The sequence below is a fragment of the Lysinibacillus agricola genome, from assembly GCF_016638705.1.
GTDB classification, from domain to species: Bacteria; Bacillota; Bacilli; order Bacillales_A; family Planococcaceae; genus Lysinibacillus; species Lysinibacillus agricola.
The window spans coordinates 3831032-3846648 of sequence record NZ_CP067341.1; the positions used below are offsets into that span (position 1 = coordinate 3831032).

The 15617-nt window shown below is 36.9% G+C and carries 16 protein-coding genes; 1 reads left to right on the forward strand and 15 read right to left on the reverse strand.

Annotation, left to right across the window (positions count from 1 at the left end; translation table 11 throughout):
- The first annotated feature begins 112 nt into the window (after positions 1–112).
- Positions 113–292: a hypothetical protein gene (locus FJQ98_RS19095; RefSeq protein WP_053595202.1), complete on the forward strand. Its 180-nt coding sequence runs from the start codon at positions 113–115 to the stop codon at positions 290–292.
- A gap of 65 nt (positions 293–357) precedes the next feature.
- On the opposite strand, the gene FJQ98_RS19100 is transcribed toward FJQ98_RS19095, so the two are convergent.
- The 15 genes from FJQ98_RS19100 to rpoD all read right to left on the reverse strand — a co-directional run bounded on the left by FJQ98_RS19100 (position 358) and on the right by rpoD (position 15590).
- A complete protein-coding gene (locus tag FJQ98_RS19100) occupies positions 358–1251 on the reverse strand; it encodes a PhzF family phenazine biosynthesis isomerase (protein ID WP_053595203.1) in 894 nt (297 codons plus the stop codon).
- 60 nt (positions 1252–1311) lie between these two features.
- Positions 1312–1878 carry a signal peptidase I gene (gene lepB, locus FJQ98_RS19105; protein ID WP_053595204.1) on the reverse strand — a complete coding sequence of 189 codons (567 nt, stop codon included), beginning with the start codon at positions 1876–1878 and terminating at the stop codon, positions 1312–1314.
- Positions 1879–2348: 470 nt separating this feature from the next.
- A complete protein-coding gene (locus FJQ98_RS19110; protein ID WP_053595205.1) occupies positions 2349–3692 on the reverse strand; it encodes a purine-cytosine permease family protein in 1344 nt (447 codons plus the stop codon).
- Between the two features lie 78 nt (positions 3693–3770).
- On the reverse strand, positions 3771–4088 hold the full coding sequence (locus tag FJQ98_RS19115; RefSeq protein ID WP_053595206.1) for a cupin domain-containing protein: 318 nt from the start codon (positions 4086–4088) through the stop codon (positions 3771–3773).
- Positions 4089–4102: 14 nt separating this feature from the next.
- The gene (locus FJQ98_RS19120; RefSeq protein ID WP_053595207.1) at positions 4103–5845 is read right to left on the reverse strand and encodes a hydantoinase B/oxoprolinase family protein; all 1743 of its coding nucleotides are present in this window, start codon (positions 5843–5845) and stop codon (positions 4103–4105) included.
- Positions 5845–7887, reverse strand: a complete 2043-nt coding sequence (locus tag FJQ98_RS19125; protein ID WP_053595310.1) for a hydantoinase/oxoprolinase family protein — start codon at positions 7885–7887, stop codon at positions 5845–5847. Before FJQ98_RS19125 ends, FJQ98_RS19120 begins: the two co-directional genes overlap by 1 nt.
- Positions 7888–7917: 30 nt before the next feature.
- Positions 7918–8463, reverse strand: a complete 546-nt coding sequence (locus tag FJQ98_RS19130; protein ID WP_053595208.1) for a helix-turn-helix domain-containing protein — start codon at positions 8461–8463, stop codon at positions 7918–7920.
- A 311-nt stretch (positions 8464–8774) separates the two neighbouring features.
- Positions 8775–9311 (reverse strand): NADPH-dependent FMN reductase, encoded by a 537-nt coding sequence (locus tag FJQ98_RS19135; protein WP_053595209.1) that lies wholly within the window; start codon positions 9309–9311, stop codon positions 8775–8777.
- A 248-nt stretch (positions 9312–9559) separates the two neighbouring features.
- Positions 9560–9808: a DUF2164 domain-containing protein gene (locus FJQ98_RS19140; RefSeq protein WP_053595210.1), complete on the reverse strand. Its 249-nt coding sequence runs from the start codon at positions 9806–9808 to the stop codon at positions 9560–9562.
- 273 nt (positions 9809–10081) lie between these two features.
- Complete coding sequence (locus FJQ98_RS19145; protein WP_053595211.1) at positions 10082–10303, reverse strand: hypothetical protein; 222 nt, start codon at positions 10301–10303, stop codon at positions 10082–10084.
- Between the two features lie 15 nt (positions 10304–10318).
- Complete coding sequence (locus FJQ98_RS19150) at positions 10319–11440, reverse strand: Nif3-like dinuclear metal center hexameric protein (RefSeq protein WP_053595212.1); 1122 nt, start codon at positions 11438–11440, stop codon at positions 10319–10321.
- A gap of 1 nt (position 11441) precedes the next feature.
- Complete coding sequence (locus FJQ98_RS19155) at positions 11442–12134, reverse strand: tRNA (adenine(22)-N(1))-methyltransferase (protein WP_053595213.1); 693 nt, start codon at positions 12132–12134, stop codon at positions 11442–11444.
- A gap of 178 nt (positions 12135–12312) precedes the next feature.
- Positions 12313–12663: a c-type cytochrome gene (locus FJQ98_RS19160; RefSeq protein ID WP_053595214.1), complete on the reverse strand. Its 351-nt coding sequence runs from the start codon at positions 12661–12663 to the stop codon at positions 12313–12315.
- Between the two features lie 503 nt (positions 12664–13166).
- A complete protein-coding gene (locus tag FJQ98_RS19165) occupies positions 13167–13730 on the reverse strand; it encodes a hypothetical protein (RefSeq protein WP_053595215.1) in 564 nt (187 codons plus the stop codon).
- 732 nt (positions 13731–14462) lie between these two features.
- The gene (gene rpoD / locus FJQ98_RS19170; protein WP_053595216.1) at positions 14463–15590 is read right to left on the reverse strand and encodes an RNA polymerase sigma factor RpoD; all 1128 of its coding nucleotides are present in this window, start codon (positions 15588–15590) and stop codon (positions 14463–14465) included.
- Positions 15591–15617 lie beyond the last annotated feature (27 nt).

Sequence of the window (15617 nt, forward strand, 5' to 3'; positions counted from 1 at the left end):
ATATATTCCGGGACACGAAATAAATTCGCTTTGTTTTGACTATTTTATGCCGTCCTTCTAATAAAGGAGTACACTAAAGAGGTAGAAATACTTTACTTTCGGAGGCATTTATATGGATACTAAAGCAGCAGAAATTAAAAATTTAATGACATTAAATCTACTTGTTCAAATTTTAGAGGAACGTGGTATTATGACCGATAGGGAATTAAAAGAACGTCTCACAAATAACGTTAAGCTTTCCTCTATGGATGCAGATTTAAAAGAAAAGGTTCTTGAAGAAATCAAACATTAATGGATGACATTTCGAAAAAAGGGGCCGCTTCCTAAGTGATGAAAATACTTTAAGCGGCCCTTTTTTTATATTTGCACCTTTAATTCCTTCACACGTACAGCAGTTCCTGTAATCGAAATATTTAATTTCCCTTTTTCACTTTTTACATGTACATGCACACGTCCATCTTTTCCAAGCTCTTGACCTTGTTCTACGATAAGTGTTTTTGGCAATTGTGCTTCTCTATCAATGTAATTTGCAAAATATGCTCCCATGACACCAGAGGCAGTTCCTGTAACAACATCTTCAATTGTTCCAGAATAAGGAGATGAAAAATGTCTTGCATGCATATCAGCGTTCTTATCAAATGCCTCTAAGCAAAAAGGATGCAAGGATGCTTTTGGCATTTCTTCTAGGATAGCTGGAAAATCTGCAGTTTGCGGGGTCATTTTTTCAAAGTATGTTAAATTTTTAATAGGTATTAGCAATGTCCAAATTCCTGTACTTCCATAAACTATCGGTAAACCAGGATGTATCGCTTCTTCTGTCAGTCCAATTGATTGTGCAAGCTTTGATTTTGAACCATTAAAGGCTTCAAACTGAGGCGCTGCATGTTGCATGGTGATATAAATTTGTCTTGTTTGTTGTTCTTTTATCTCAATTGGGAGAATTCCTGCTTTCGTTTCAATGGTTAGCTTTGACTTATCCTTTAGTAAACCTTTTGTTTTTAGAGCATATATCGTTGCCATTGTTGCATGTCCACATAAATTCATCTCATGCCCTGGCGTGAAATAACGTATACGTAAATCTGCTTTATCCGATTTTAGCGCAAAGGCTGTTTCATTAAAGCCTACTTGCTTAGCAATAGCCTGCATTTCTATTTCACTATATTGATCTCCCTCTACTACGACACCTGCTGGATTCCCCTTACTAGGTATCGTACTAAACGCATCACAATGATGAACGGTAACAATTTTCATATGCTTTTCCTTTCTCTTTATAAGCTCTATAGTAAGGCAGATTCATAAAAGCTAATTCAACTAATGTGTACTACCAAGCCTTTCAAAAGGCCACAATACAAAGCCTGCTGTTCCTAAAATTGTATCCTGCGAAACAAATCCAACTTCCGAACTTCGACTGTCTATACTTCCTCGGCGATTATCCCCGAGAACGAAAAAATGGCCCTCTGGTACTGTCATTTCTCCTAATTGCTCCTCTAGGATAAAATCATATGTAAAATCACCTTTATCCAGTAATGCTTCTTTATATTCAGTTAAATAGGGCTCATCATAAGCCTTTCCATTTATATATAAAACATCATCTTTATAGGCTATATGATCTCCTGGTAAACCGATGATTCTTTTAATATAATTCTCATCTTCTTTTGCTTCAAAGACAATAATATCGAAGCGGTCATAATTGGAAATTCGTGGTCCCACTTTATTAACAATTACTTTGTCTCCATTTTCAAAAGTCGGCTCCATTGAAGCACCTTTTACAGCTATAGGAGATAGAAAAAAATAACGTATACCCATTGTAAAAATGATTGCTAGTCCAATCGTTTTAAACCATGCCCAAAATTCATTCTTAGTTTGTTTTTGTGTCACACTTTACACTCCAATCCTTCTTCTCTAGTATCCAATTCTCTTACATTAATGGATACGAATTTCCTGTAAAAAGGTTTCATAACTTCTAATAATATAGCTCATCACCATAACCTGTGTTTGATTTCCGTTCCGACTGGGCGCTTTCCTGGGGCGTCCGATGAGCCGCTTCGCTCTAGGGTCTCGGGCCAACACGAGATTGGTCACGAAGGCGTTATCACAGGATGTGATGCTTTTAGCCTTTGTTCCTCTATTGCTGATCCCCAAGGAATCGCCCAACCTTGACTCCAATCAATTTATATAAATGGCATACGTTTTAACAAATGTCATCCACAACTTTTGGTGATGAGCCAATAATATTTAGATACTCTAGTATATTTCCCCTATAATAAAAAGAATTAGCACAAAGGCTTTTTGCCACAACGCTAATACTTAGTTTATAGGACATAATACTGCGATAGGATGGTGTTTTTTTACTCTGCTTGCCTTACATCTTGTTCAGTTAAGAGACCTGTAAATTCATCTGGTGCGACTTGCTTTTTCACTTTCATAGCTATTAAATAAACAATTATTGATACAATTAACGATTGAACTGCAGGTAGTCCTATTTGGTTTACGTATTGGGTGTAGTAGCCTACTGCCACAGCTGTAACTACAGCAATCGTAGCCATCCAGTTCCAGCCCTTAATTTCTATCCATTGCTTATTACGGATAAAAAAGAAGTCAGCAAACATAACACCTGCAATTGCTGGATATAGTAATGCGGTTAAGTATAGGAAATCTGTGAAGTAATCTAGAATTCCCATCAGCGCGATAATAATCGCTATAACCGTACCAATAAATGTAAGTAAGGCTCGTCCTTTACCAGAAGTAACATTTAAAACGTTTGCTAATGCTAAGCCCATACTATAATTATTAACAAGCTGCGATGTCCAAGTAGCTAACCATAAAATGAGGAAACCCCAAACTGGGAAACCTAGATTCATCATGACATTAACGATATCAGCATCGCCTACACCAACAGACATGATTGCACCTACGATAAATAACGGGAATCCGATTAAAACGATACCACTTGGAATTAATAAATTATCTTTCCATAATGGCTTTGCATATCGTGTATAATCGGATGCAATGACCCATTGCGAGACATTAACACCAATTACAAGACTAATTGCTGCCGCTATAGTCATCGACTGCTCAGGATTCCAGGATGAAATTGTTTCCCAACCTGTATTTTTTAACGCTAAGTAAATGCCACCAACAATTAATAATAACCCTGATGGAACGGCTAAATAATCTGTCCATTTCATAGAACCGTAACCGATAATTGAAGGTGCTGCAAAAAGAAGACCTGCTATTGTTGTTACTACTGCCCAAGCTATCCAATTATGCTTATAGTCGATTCCAAACATGGCGGCCATTGCATTACCAGCAACAGCCGTTTGTAATGCCCACCATCCAAGAGAAACGACAAATATCGTTATGCCAACAATTAATTTAGCTTGAATAGTACCAAAACTTGTTTTCGCTATTACCGAAGATGGAAGTCCTGTTTTAGCCCCGATATAGCCTTGTAATGTATTGCCTAACCATTGAAAACCAAATAATGCGATGATCAAAATTAGCAGAATTTTGCTTAATCCAAAGCTTGCTGTTAAACTAGCTCCTACCATTAAAACTGGAATTGTAAACTCAAGGCCACCAAAAATCATAGTTGGTGTAATCCAATGCTGTCGGTCACTTTCTGGTATTGCTGTTAATGCTGGATCTTTACCAAGCATTGATGTTTTTTCTGTATTGACTTCATTTCCCATTTCTTAACCTCCTTACTGTATCCAATGATATTATTTTTAGTTTGTTAGATTCCTTTAATAATAGTCTGAGTTTTCAATCTATTTTATATCTAATAATGCATAAACAATCTCCACTATTTCTTCACTATCATTCATACACCAATGCGCCTCCCCAGCTGGAATAAAGGATGCCTCCCCTTGGGTAATTCGATAGCTTTTTCCTCCAGATTCTCCTGTTAGGGAACCTCTCACAATAAAGGAATACTCATTTTCATTATGTGAGGTAGTTCCCGTTAAAGGTAATCGCTCACCAGGTTTTATTTTGACGAAGCCAAACTTAATTTCACTTTCTTTATATTGATCTTGAAATAAATTTTGCTGAACAATATCTTCTTGCGTAATTTCTTTAATAATCATGGCCAGTTCTCCTTTTACTGCGCATTTCGTTTTGGCAGTTCCTCGTAACTATAGTCCATTTCATCTACTCGAACATAAAAGAATGTTTCCGCCTCCTCCTTCGAAAAATAGCCATTTTTGACATCGCGCACTACTTGTTCAGCTGGTCGATTACGCGGATCTCCATAGCCTCCACCAGTACCAGTTATTAATTGAACAACATCGTTTTTATTTAACTTATATCTGGGGTATACACCGTATGGGCCATCAATTTCACCAGATGCCTTTTTAATGTAAAACTCATTTGGTGAACCATAATTGCCATTATCAATGCCCCATGGTAAAAATTTATTGCGTCCAAATGTTACAGTCACAGCTTGATTATCTGTCATTGCTCTATAGGAACGAATAACCCCTTTACCACCGATATATTCTCCAGCACCTGCTCCATTTCTATCCTCTCTTAAACTATATTCATCAATTAAGACACCATATCGTGTTTCTGCTACTTCTATTGGTACGTTGTATGTTTCACCATCTGAAAAACAGAATTGACCAGATGCACCATCTGCATCATTTCCGCCACCCCATCCACCTACAGATGGCTCAACGATTAAAAACGGTTCTCCTGTATCATGATGTGTACCGCTTAATGTCACTGCACAAACCGATAAAAATTGACCAGCTGTTAATCGACTAGGAATGTGTGGCGCTAACGCTTTCCATACTAAATCTAAGCTACCAAGCAATGTTTCAAAGTAATTGGAAACAGGCACCGGTCTTTCGGCAGACATAATTGATCGTGGATCAACGATAATTTTTAACGGCTTAAATACACCATCATTAACATCTTGAGCTGGATTTGTAATAGCTAAAAAGATGGCACGTACAGCTGATACTAATCCAGTGTAGGAACAATTGACTGGACCCGGCACTTGTGGCGAGCTTCCTCTAAAATCACAAATAAATTCATCATCTGTAATGGTTACCTTAACTTTAATAGGAAACGGTCCATTTCCGATGCCATCAGTATCGATAAAATCCTCTGCATAAAATTCACCCTTTGGAAGCTTTGCGAGCTCTTGTTTGGCCATCGCTTCTCCATGCGCTAAATGATAGTCAATCGCTGCTAAAATAGTTGCGACTGAATGTTTATCACATAATTCTTTGACACGTTTTTCGCCTGTTCTAAGAGCAGCAACCTGCGCAAACATATCTCCTAACGACAAATCTGGAAAGCGCACATTAGAACGGATAATCTCAACAATTGCCTCGTTTAATTTACCTTCGTCATAGAGTTTAAGACATGAGAATTGAAGCCCTTCTTGGAAAATATCTACTGAGTCATTCGTAAACGAACCTGGGTCCTTACCTCCAACTTCTGTCCAATGTGCTTTATTTGCGGAAAAAGCAATCAATTTTCCTTGATAAAAAATCGGCATAACGAGTCCAACATCTGATAAATGGGATCCCCCTCCTTGGTAAGGGTCATTGATGATCATAATATCCCCTTCCTTTAACTTATCACCTGGATATTTTTTTAGCGTTTCCTTGACCATAAAAGTCAGCATACCAATGAAGCCTGTTACACCATTACCCTGTGTTAGTAAATTACCTTCCGCATCAGTTAAGCCACTCGCATAGTCTAAAACTTCATAGATGATCGGACTCATAGAAGTTCGAGCCAAAGCAACGAACATCTCATCTCCAGCAGATAACAGCGCATCTTTCACAATTTCTAGCGTAAATGGATCAATTTGCGTGTTCAATGTCGTCATTATATTTCCTCCTTTTCAATAACGATGTTTCCGTAGGCATCTACATAGAGTGACTGATTTTTATAAATCACAGTAGCGGCAGCTTTTTCTTCTACGATGACAGGACCTTTTACTTTTTCTTCAATCGGCAATAACTCACGATTATAAATATTTGTTTTCACCCATCCATCCTGCTCATAATACACAGCACGTTGTTCTAGCCATGCATCTTGTAAACTGCTTTGACGACTAATTGTCTTCAGCTTTGGCTTACTTACCTTACCAAAAGCTGTCACATGAATATTAACAATTTCCGTCTCTGCGTCTGGCAATTTAAATGTAAAATTTTTCTCGTGTAAATGATTAAAATTTGCAATCGCCTTGTCTATGGTTGCTTGATTCCACTGGCCTCCATCTACAGGCACCTTAACGGTATGCTCTTGACCTAAATAGCGCATATCGGCATAGCGTTGGAAAAATACATTGTCTTCTCCCATGCTTTCAGCTTTAAAATGTTGAATAGCATTGCTTTCAATCTCCGCCCATACTCTATTCATTTCAACTAAATCAAGTTCATGCATTCGTTTAATATATGTTTGAATATAATCGTGGCGTAAATCTGTCATAAGCATTCCCCATGCAGAAAATACGGGTGATGCAATCGGAATAATGACTTTTTTAACACCTAATTCAAGTGCTAAAGCAGGGGCATGCATCGAACCACCGCCACCAAAAGCAATCAATGTGAAATCTCGAGGGTTATGACCTTTACGAATTGAAATTAACTTTAGTGCATTTAACATATTAGAATTTGCAATTCGAATTATGCCAAGTGCTGCTTCTTCTGCAGACATGTTAAACGGATTTCCTATTTTCTCCGCAATTACATTTTTAACATTGTCGAGATTGACATTAAAATCAAAATTTTTCGGTGACAATCTACCTGTTAATAAATTAGCATCTGTTGTTGTTGGTTCTGTTCCACCTTGTCCATATGCAACTGGTCCAGGACGAGCACCTGCGGATTGTGGTCCAACTTTTAAAGAGCCTGCACTATCAATCCAAGCGATAGAACCTCCACCGTTACCAATCTCTACAATATCAACAACAGGCGTTTTAATCGGATAACCTGCATGACGATTATCTTTTTCAATATAATAATCTGTTGAAACCTTTACCTCGCCATTTTCAATTAAAGAGCACTTCGCTGTTGTACCCCCAATATCAAAGGCAATAATATTTTTTTCACCTAATATTTCACCAAGTACAGCTGCACCTAAAATGCCAGCAACCGGACCAGACTCCACCATATTTATTGGGGAACGTTTTGCATTATCAAACTTTGTTGTCCCTCCATTTGATTGCATAATATAGCTTTGTTCAATATTGACAGTATCCTGTAATTTTTGCTCAAGACGATCAATGTATGTTGTGGCAGCTGGCTGCACATAAGCATTCAATACTGCCGTATTTGTTCGTTCATATTCACGCCATTCTTGTGTAATTTCACTAGAAGCGGTTACTTGTATCTCTGGCCACAATTTCTTAATCTTTTGCACAGCCGCTTTTTCGTGCTCATTATTAACGTAAGAATGTAAAAAGGAGACAGCAATCGCCTCTACCTGTTCCTTCTTAAAGTAGTCCACTATTTCTTCAAGCTCATTAACATTTATCGCTTCTAATACTTGTCCTTTATAATTAAGCCTTTCAGTAATTTCTCTACGTAAATAACGCTCTACGAATGGCTGTGGTTTTTGGTACTTGACATTAAACAAATCTGGTCGATTTCCACGTGCAATTTCTAATACATCTCTAAAACCTTTTGTTGTAATTAACCCAGTTTTAGCTCCCTTACGCTCTGTCAATGCATTGATAATTACCGTAGTACCGTGGATAAACATTTCTAATTGTGTTTGATCAACACCACCCTTTTTAATGACATCGATAACTCCCTGCTCAAAATTTGGCGGAGTTGTATTACTTTTCTCATAGCCAAAGTTTCCTTGTCCATCCACATATACTAAATCAGTAAATGTACCTCCGATATCTGTTGCAACTCTCATTTCATACACCTAACCTTCCTTATTAATTTTTTAGAAAATTACTGGCGTTAAAACAGATAAGACAACACTTTCTTCATTCAAAGGATTTTCCCATGTATGTGGTACTTCAGAGGGATAGTGAATCGTTTCGCCCTCTCGAAGAAAATATTCCTGTCCACCTACTTTAAAAAGCACTGCACCTTTTAAGACATAATAAAATTCTTCACCGGGGTGAGTTGATTCTTGATTTTTTTCTATTTGACCTGGTGCAAGCTTTACTAGTAATGGCTCAAGATTTCTACCACTAAAATTACCATTGAGGCGCGTATACTCTACTGAAGATCCTTCTAGTTTAAAAGGTTTGCGATCATCCTCCTTTACAACATATGTATTATTTGAAACCGACTCAAAAAAATAAGTGATAGGTACTGAGAAAGCATCGGCTACTTTTTTGAGAGATGTAATAGCCAATGACGAAGAGCCTCTTTCTATTTGGGATAGAAAGCTAATCGATAAATTAGTCTTTTCGCTTAAGTTTTTTAACGTCATGCCTTGCTCGATTCTCGTTCTTTTAATGATTTGATGGATCTCTTCCATTAGTCACCTCTTTTAATCACACTGTAATTATTAAAGTATTAGTGTAATTTTTTAAATAATATCATATTGTTTTTTAAATAGAAAGAAAATTTAGATTATTTATTATGTTTTTCAACAAAATTAGACTAACTCTCTTAATTTATTGATTAAGCTAAGCGGAGATTCGATCAGCGCACCATTTATTGCCACAGTGCAAGCCTTAAGTTAGCTAGCACTTTCTCAATGTTTTTAAGACATACAATAACAACCAATGTGTTAACTGCATAAAAAAAGCAATATGCACTTTTTACTGTACATACTGCTTAAAGTTCTTATCGAATTGTTTTTAATGCTGTTGACCAAGGGATAAGCTGATCTAACATTTGATTTACTGAATCGGCTTGCACATCCTTTGGTTTAAATACCGTGCCGTTTTCGAAGTCTGTAAATAATGATAAAGCAGGATGTACGCGAACATCCGCTACTAATAATTCACCAAGAATACCACGTAAATGCTCAGCTGCTCTTGCACCACCAACAGAACCGTAAGAAACAATACCTGCCGCCTTATTATTCCATTCCTCACGTAAGTAGTCTAATGCATTTTTTAGTGCACCAGTAATGGAATGGTTATATTCTGCAACGATAAATACAAAACCATCACATGCAGCGACTTTCTGTGACCATGTAGCTGCTCCTGAAGCATCTCCACCTGGCTCACCTAAAAATGGCAATTTAAAATCTGCGATATCAATAATTTCATATTCCGCATCGCCGCGTTTTTCAGCTACTTCCTTCACCCATTCTCCCACTTGTGGACTTAAACGACCTTCACGCGTACTACCTAAAATTACCCCTATTTTCAACATATTATTCCTCCTTGTTTTATCCCTCAAAGTGTGACCGTATCATTACGTTCATCAAATTGAATAAAATCGGCTCTCTTAGCCATGTTGTACAAGAGACCGTTCCTTTATTCAATGGATAGATGATTAATTAAAACCTTTTTATTTCAATTTAATTTATCTTCAATCCAAGATAAAAATATCATGTATTTATAAAAATTGTCAATTTTTCAATTGTTTTTCCTACTAACTATTTAAACTTGCAAATATAATTATTTTATTTTTATTGGTCTTTCTAATGCTGCAAGCTCATCCTCAATCGATGCATATTGTCTTTCTACAACATATTTTGCATCTGAAATAGCCGCATTATAAATATGTGGAGCAATGTTTTCCTTGATAAAATCCAACATTCTCTCTGCTTCAAATTCTGTAATATCCTCATCACGATTATTATAGAAAAATCGTTGAATATCAGCTATTATCGTTTCCTGTTGTTCTTTTGTTAATCGAATAAACAATCCAAAACTCTCCTTCCATCCCAATTTATACTTACCTATCATAACACTCTAAAATTAATCTATGCATACACAAAAAGGCTGAATTATAGTAACAATAGCCTTTGTATAGTGTTGAAAAACAAAATGCAAAAAAAATTGGTGAATGTGAATGTTATGGCACTTTTAGTGAGGGTGATTTAATAGGACACCTTAATTTTTTTGACACAATAGTTTTTCGACAACATGAAAAGACTGAATTATAGTAAATACTATAATTCAGCCTTGTAATTTTCACTATTGACATTTAAATGAATAGTTTGTTGATAGAAAATTCTTTTCCTTTGAGACAATGGCTTCTCCACCATCTTTTTCACATTGCTCGGTCATAGTATCAATTTTTTTTGCATTCATCGTATTCGTCATGAATGTCATACCTACCCCAAACACAGCAATCAGCAAACCAATCATAATCCATAACTTGCCGGCTTTATTGCCAGCAGGTCTTTCACTCGCCACATCTATTCCCCTCTCTTATACGAATAAAAACGGTTCTGTATGAATAGTAGATTGTATAAATTCAACAGAATATTTTTTATCCTCACACATTTTTGCCATCTTTTTAGCTACTCCTGTAATCATCACTTTCTCCACATGATGACCTGGATCTACGATTTGCAGACCAATTGCCTGAGCATCTTGTGCAGTATGGAAATACATATCTCCTGTTAAAAATACATCTGCTCCAGCACGCTTTGCCGAATAGATATATTTATTTCCATCGCCACCGACAAGCGCAACTTTTTTCACCTTCGACTGTAAATCGCCAACAACTCGGACAACAGGTACATCTAGCTGCTGCTTTACAAATTGAGTAAATTCATGAAGAGTCATTTCTTGTGGTAAGAGGCCAACTCGTCCTAAGCCCATTACATTTGTTTGCTGGTCTAGGCGAATGATATCATAGGCAGGTTCTTCATACGGATGTGCGTTTAACATTGCCTTTAATACACGATTTTTTATGGATTCCGGAAATACTACTTCTAGCTTCACTTCTTCTTCCACATGTAATTCACCGATGGAGCCTACATGTGGATTTGCACCTGATAGTGCACGGAAACGTCCTTCTCCCAATGTAGTATAGCTACACGCTTCATAATCGCCAATGCGACCTGCTCCCGCCTTTGCTAATGCCTCTCGTAAATCATTGGCATTTGCAGTCGGTATAAAAATAGCTAGCTTCAACATATTTTCAGCATATGTTTCTTCTAAAATAGAACGATTTTCAAGCTGAAGAGCATCTGCTAGTAGATCGTTGACACCACCTTCAGCCACATCTAGATTCGTATGTGCTGCATAAACGGCAATATCATTTTTTATAAGCTTTTCATATAAACGCCCAGCTGGATTGTCTGTACGAATATTCGAAAGTCGTCTAAAAATCGGTGGATGATGCGCTATTATTAGCTCGCATCCTTGAGCAATAGCCTCTTCTGCTACTGCTTCATTAACATCTAATGTGACTAATACTTTACTTACAGCTTTGTTTAATGTGCCAATCGCAAGACCGATTGGGTCATTTTCCATACAGGCTAACTTTTTAGGTGACCATGATTCGAATAATTGTATAATTTCTTGACCATTTACTGTTTTCATCTCACAAAACCCCTTCCACTAAATCGAGTAGAGCGACTAACTCTGCACGTTTTTCTTCAATTTCAGGTGTTTGATCTGCCCCTTCAATGGACTGTAATACACGCTGCCAATTTTCTTTTTCACGCGACCATTTTTTAATAAATGCTGGTGATTTTCGTTGCATTAATTTCGGTCCAAATAAAATTTCCGGTTCCGTTAACGTCATTGGGCTTCTTTGCAATACAAGAATTTCATAAATTTTATCGTCTTCCTCTAAAATCTCTTCATCCTGTATTGCCCAATTATGCGCTAAAGCCCATTCGCGAATCACCTTGGCATGGATATTCGGTTGCAAAATAAGACGTGTTACCCCTTCAAGTTTTTCTGGATGTTTCTCTAAAATGGAAACAATAAGAGGTCCACCCATCCCCGCAATAGTAACTGTATCTACGTGGTCTGCTGCTTCTACTGCCGCTAAGCCATTCGCAAGTCGCACCGTAATTTTTTCTGTTAACCCTTCTTTTTGCACTTGTCCAACTGCTGATTCAAATGGCCCTTTCACAACTTCTCCTGCTATTGCATAAGAAGCAATACCTTTATGAATTAAGTAACATGGTAAATATGCATGGTCGCTGCCAATATCTGCTACAACCGCACCCGAGGGAACAAATTTTGCTACTGTTTCTAATCGTTTTGATAATTTTTGTGCGTTCATTTTTTACCGCCTACCTTAAATAGTGTCAATCCTTAGTATGTATGATGTCGTGCAAAAAAACAAATGGAGTTGCCTCAAATTTTGAGCAACTCCATCTTTCATTAACTGAATGAAGATAAAAAAAATTGTAGCTGTACCAATCACGATTAAACGCTTTCAGTACAGCTACCTTTTCATACTATTTTAGAGTAGCAATGTACTCTGCGATTGCTTTTGCTTCCGCTTCGTTTTTCATGCCAGGTGTCATTGGTGTACCTTCGATACCGTTAGTTAAAACGTCTACGATACGAGCTTCATCTAAGCCATGTAAGTTTGGCCCGACAGAACCAGTTAAGTCAGCAGCGTGACAGCCAATACAAGATTGTACTAGAGCTGAGCCGTCATCAGTAGCTTCTGTTTTTTCGCCACCGTCCTCTTTCTCAGCAGTAATTTCTTTTTTGTTCTCTGCGCCTGTTAAAGACATGAAGAAAATAAGACCAATACCAAATGCCAGAATTAAAATGTAAGGAACGACTGGATTGTTTTTCATATGTTTCCCCTCCTCATAGTAAATCTACTTCTATTATAATATAGAATCAGTCAACATCTAATATTGTACTTCATTAACCTAGAAACGAAAAGCCCTATTCGCTAAGTTTTCCTTTGTTTGTAACAAATTCGACATTTCTGTATCTATTGGATAAAATATGTCTTGCTATCCCCAGTATTTGGACCTTCTATTATCTTTTTAACAATTAAGCCTAGCTCCCGTACATGCTGTTATCTTTCCTCTCTTTTCACATTCATATACCAAGAAAATCAAAATTCCTAATTGAAATAATCAATTAGCTAAATAGGCTATACTATTATCTCGAAATATTATTATTCTATATTTTCTAACACTCATTTCATTTAATAAGGTTATTCCAAAAAGACATACTACTTTTTTAGAAAAATAAATTTCAAACTGAAGCATAAAAAAAGAATCCGTAAGCTTTTTAAAAGCAAACAGATTCCTGTCATTGTCATCAAAACTATTTTACAAAGTCTATCTTATGATAAGTTTATGATATAGTAGCCAATTAGTGCTAGTAAACCTAGGGCACCAGAGACCGTGAAATAAAGTAGCTTCATTTTTATACCTGACCAAAGCCAAACTCCACAATTTGCTGCAATCAAGCAAAACAATGCAATATTATTTCCATTAAAATATGTAGTGTAAATTCGAATAGACATACTAAATAATAAAATCGCAGCTAATAAATGGAAAACGAGTGCTAATAAATCATTTTTTCGTACCACTCGAAACGCCGTTATAAATAATATCAAAGCAGCTATTCCAACTACAGCCGTTAAAATTAACGTTAAAGAGGATATTGTAAAATAGATAGATAGAAGAGCAATCATAGCGATGCATATGCCTATAATTAAATATATCCACTTTCTCTTTTCTAAAGGTAATACAGCTTGTTTATGATGTACTGGTTCTAACTCCTCTAGATCAGCTCCCTCTGCATAAAGAGCCGCTAAAAAGTCACAGTAATGCTCCGGTAATAACTTATTTTGCTTCCAAAACAAAATCTCATTTAAGATTATTTTTTTCCGTGGATTTGTCATAGTGTTTGCTCCAAACATTGCTTAATAATGGTTGTTATTACAATTTTATCTCAAAATCTTCAAAAACACATCTGTATAAAGTAGCAAAAATAATAAGATTGTCTCATTTTCATTACTCGATATAAGCATAATTTCGAAATAATATTTACTATGTATCAATTATGCCTCGGCATAATTGCGTCCGGAATCACCTTTGCGCTTAGGTCTGCACGATGCAGGTCAGTTAGCCGTTATCGCATGGATGCGATGATTTTAGGCTAACATCCTTTATTAACTAATTTCCGATTCCGTGACATCCGCCGGAGGCTTTAACTTCTTTCAGCAGATGTCTTTTGTGCCGAAAGCGTAGCGACAGGTACAGATGTTTGGATACACGCTGAAAAGTAACTTAAATCCGCATTCATCTCACCATCTATAGAGGTGGGAGACTTCTGCTGAAAGAAGTTAAAATGGGGTTTCATCCAGTCTAAGGTAAAACTAGTATGAATGAATATAGAAATGAGAAAATGGTGGGAAGTAGTGAAAGGTCTAAGCGAGGAGATGGAATTTTTCTTTGCATGTATCCTACTGTTTTGCGCGGGTATTCACTTCTCTTCCGCGGGTAAACTACTCTTTCGCGCGGGTATTCGCTTCTCTTCCATTGCTTGCGAATATAATAGGAGCGTAAAAAAAAGAGCTTCCCGATTAGTCATTTATTTATCACTAACCAGGTAGCCCTCATTTTATTCATATTTATTCTAAGAAATCTTTTAATCGTTTGCTGCGAGAAGGGTGGCGTAGCTTTCTAAGCGCCTTTGCTTCAATTTGGCGAATACGTTCACGTGTTACACCAAATACTTTCCCTACTTCTTCTAATGTACGTGTGCGACCATCATCTAAACCGAAACGTAAGCGAAGGACGTTTTCTTCACGGTCAGTTAATGTATCTAATACATCCTCTAATTGCTCTTTTAACAATTCATATGCTGCATGGTCAGATGGAGATTGAGCTTCAGAATCCTCAATAAAGTCTCCTAAATGTGAATCATCTTCTTCTCCAATTGGTGTTTCAAGAGATACCGGTTCTTGCGCAATTTTTAAAATTTCACGTACTTTTTCAGGTGTTAAATCCATTTCTTCCCCAATTTCTTCTGGAGATGGCTCGCGACCTAAGTCCTGTAATAATTGGCGTTGTACACGAATTAATTTATTAATTGTTTCTACCATATGCACTGGAATACGGATTGTACGTGCTTGGTCTGCAATTGCACGTGTAATTGCTTGGCGAATCCACCATGTTGCATAAGTGGAGAATTTAAAGCCTTTACGGTAGTCAAATTTTTCAACTGCCTTGATAAGCCCCATATTCCCCTCTTGAATTAAATCAAGGAATAGCATACCACGGCCAACATATCGCTTCGCAATCGATACAACAAGACGTAAGTTTGCTTCTGCTAGGCGTTTACGTGCTTCCTCGTCACCTTGCTCAATACGCTCTGCTAATGCGATTTCTTGCTCGGCAGAAAGTAAATCAACTCGACCAATTTCTTTTAAATACATTCGTACAGGATCATTTATTTTAACACCTGGTGGCACACTCAAATCATTTAAATCGAAAGTCTCTTCATTTGCTTCTTCTTTCATTAAGCTTTCTTCTTCAAATTCTTCTTTTCCGATGATTTGAATGTCTTTATTCTTTTCAAGATCCTCAGCAAAGTGGAAAATCTCTTCGTTCTCCAATTCATAAGGCGCTAGTTTCTCTGAAATTTCTTTCATTGAAATTTCACCTTCTGTTTTTGCTTTTTCTTGTAGTATTTTTTTTGCTTCATCTAATGTAATTTCTACTTCTACCTCTTTTGAACGTTCTGACTTGTCCGCCATAAACCTTCCTCCTTCTAAACAACCGAA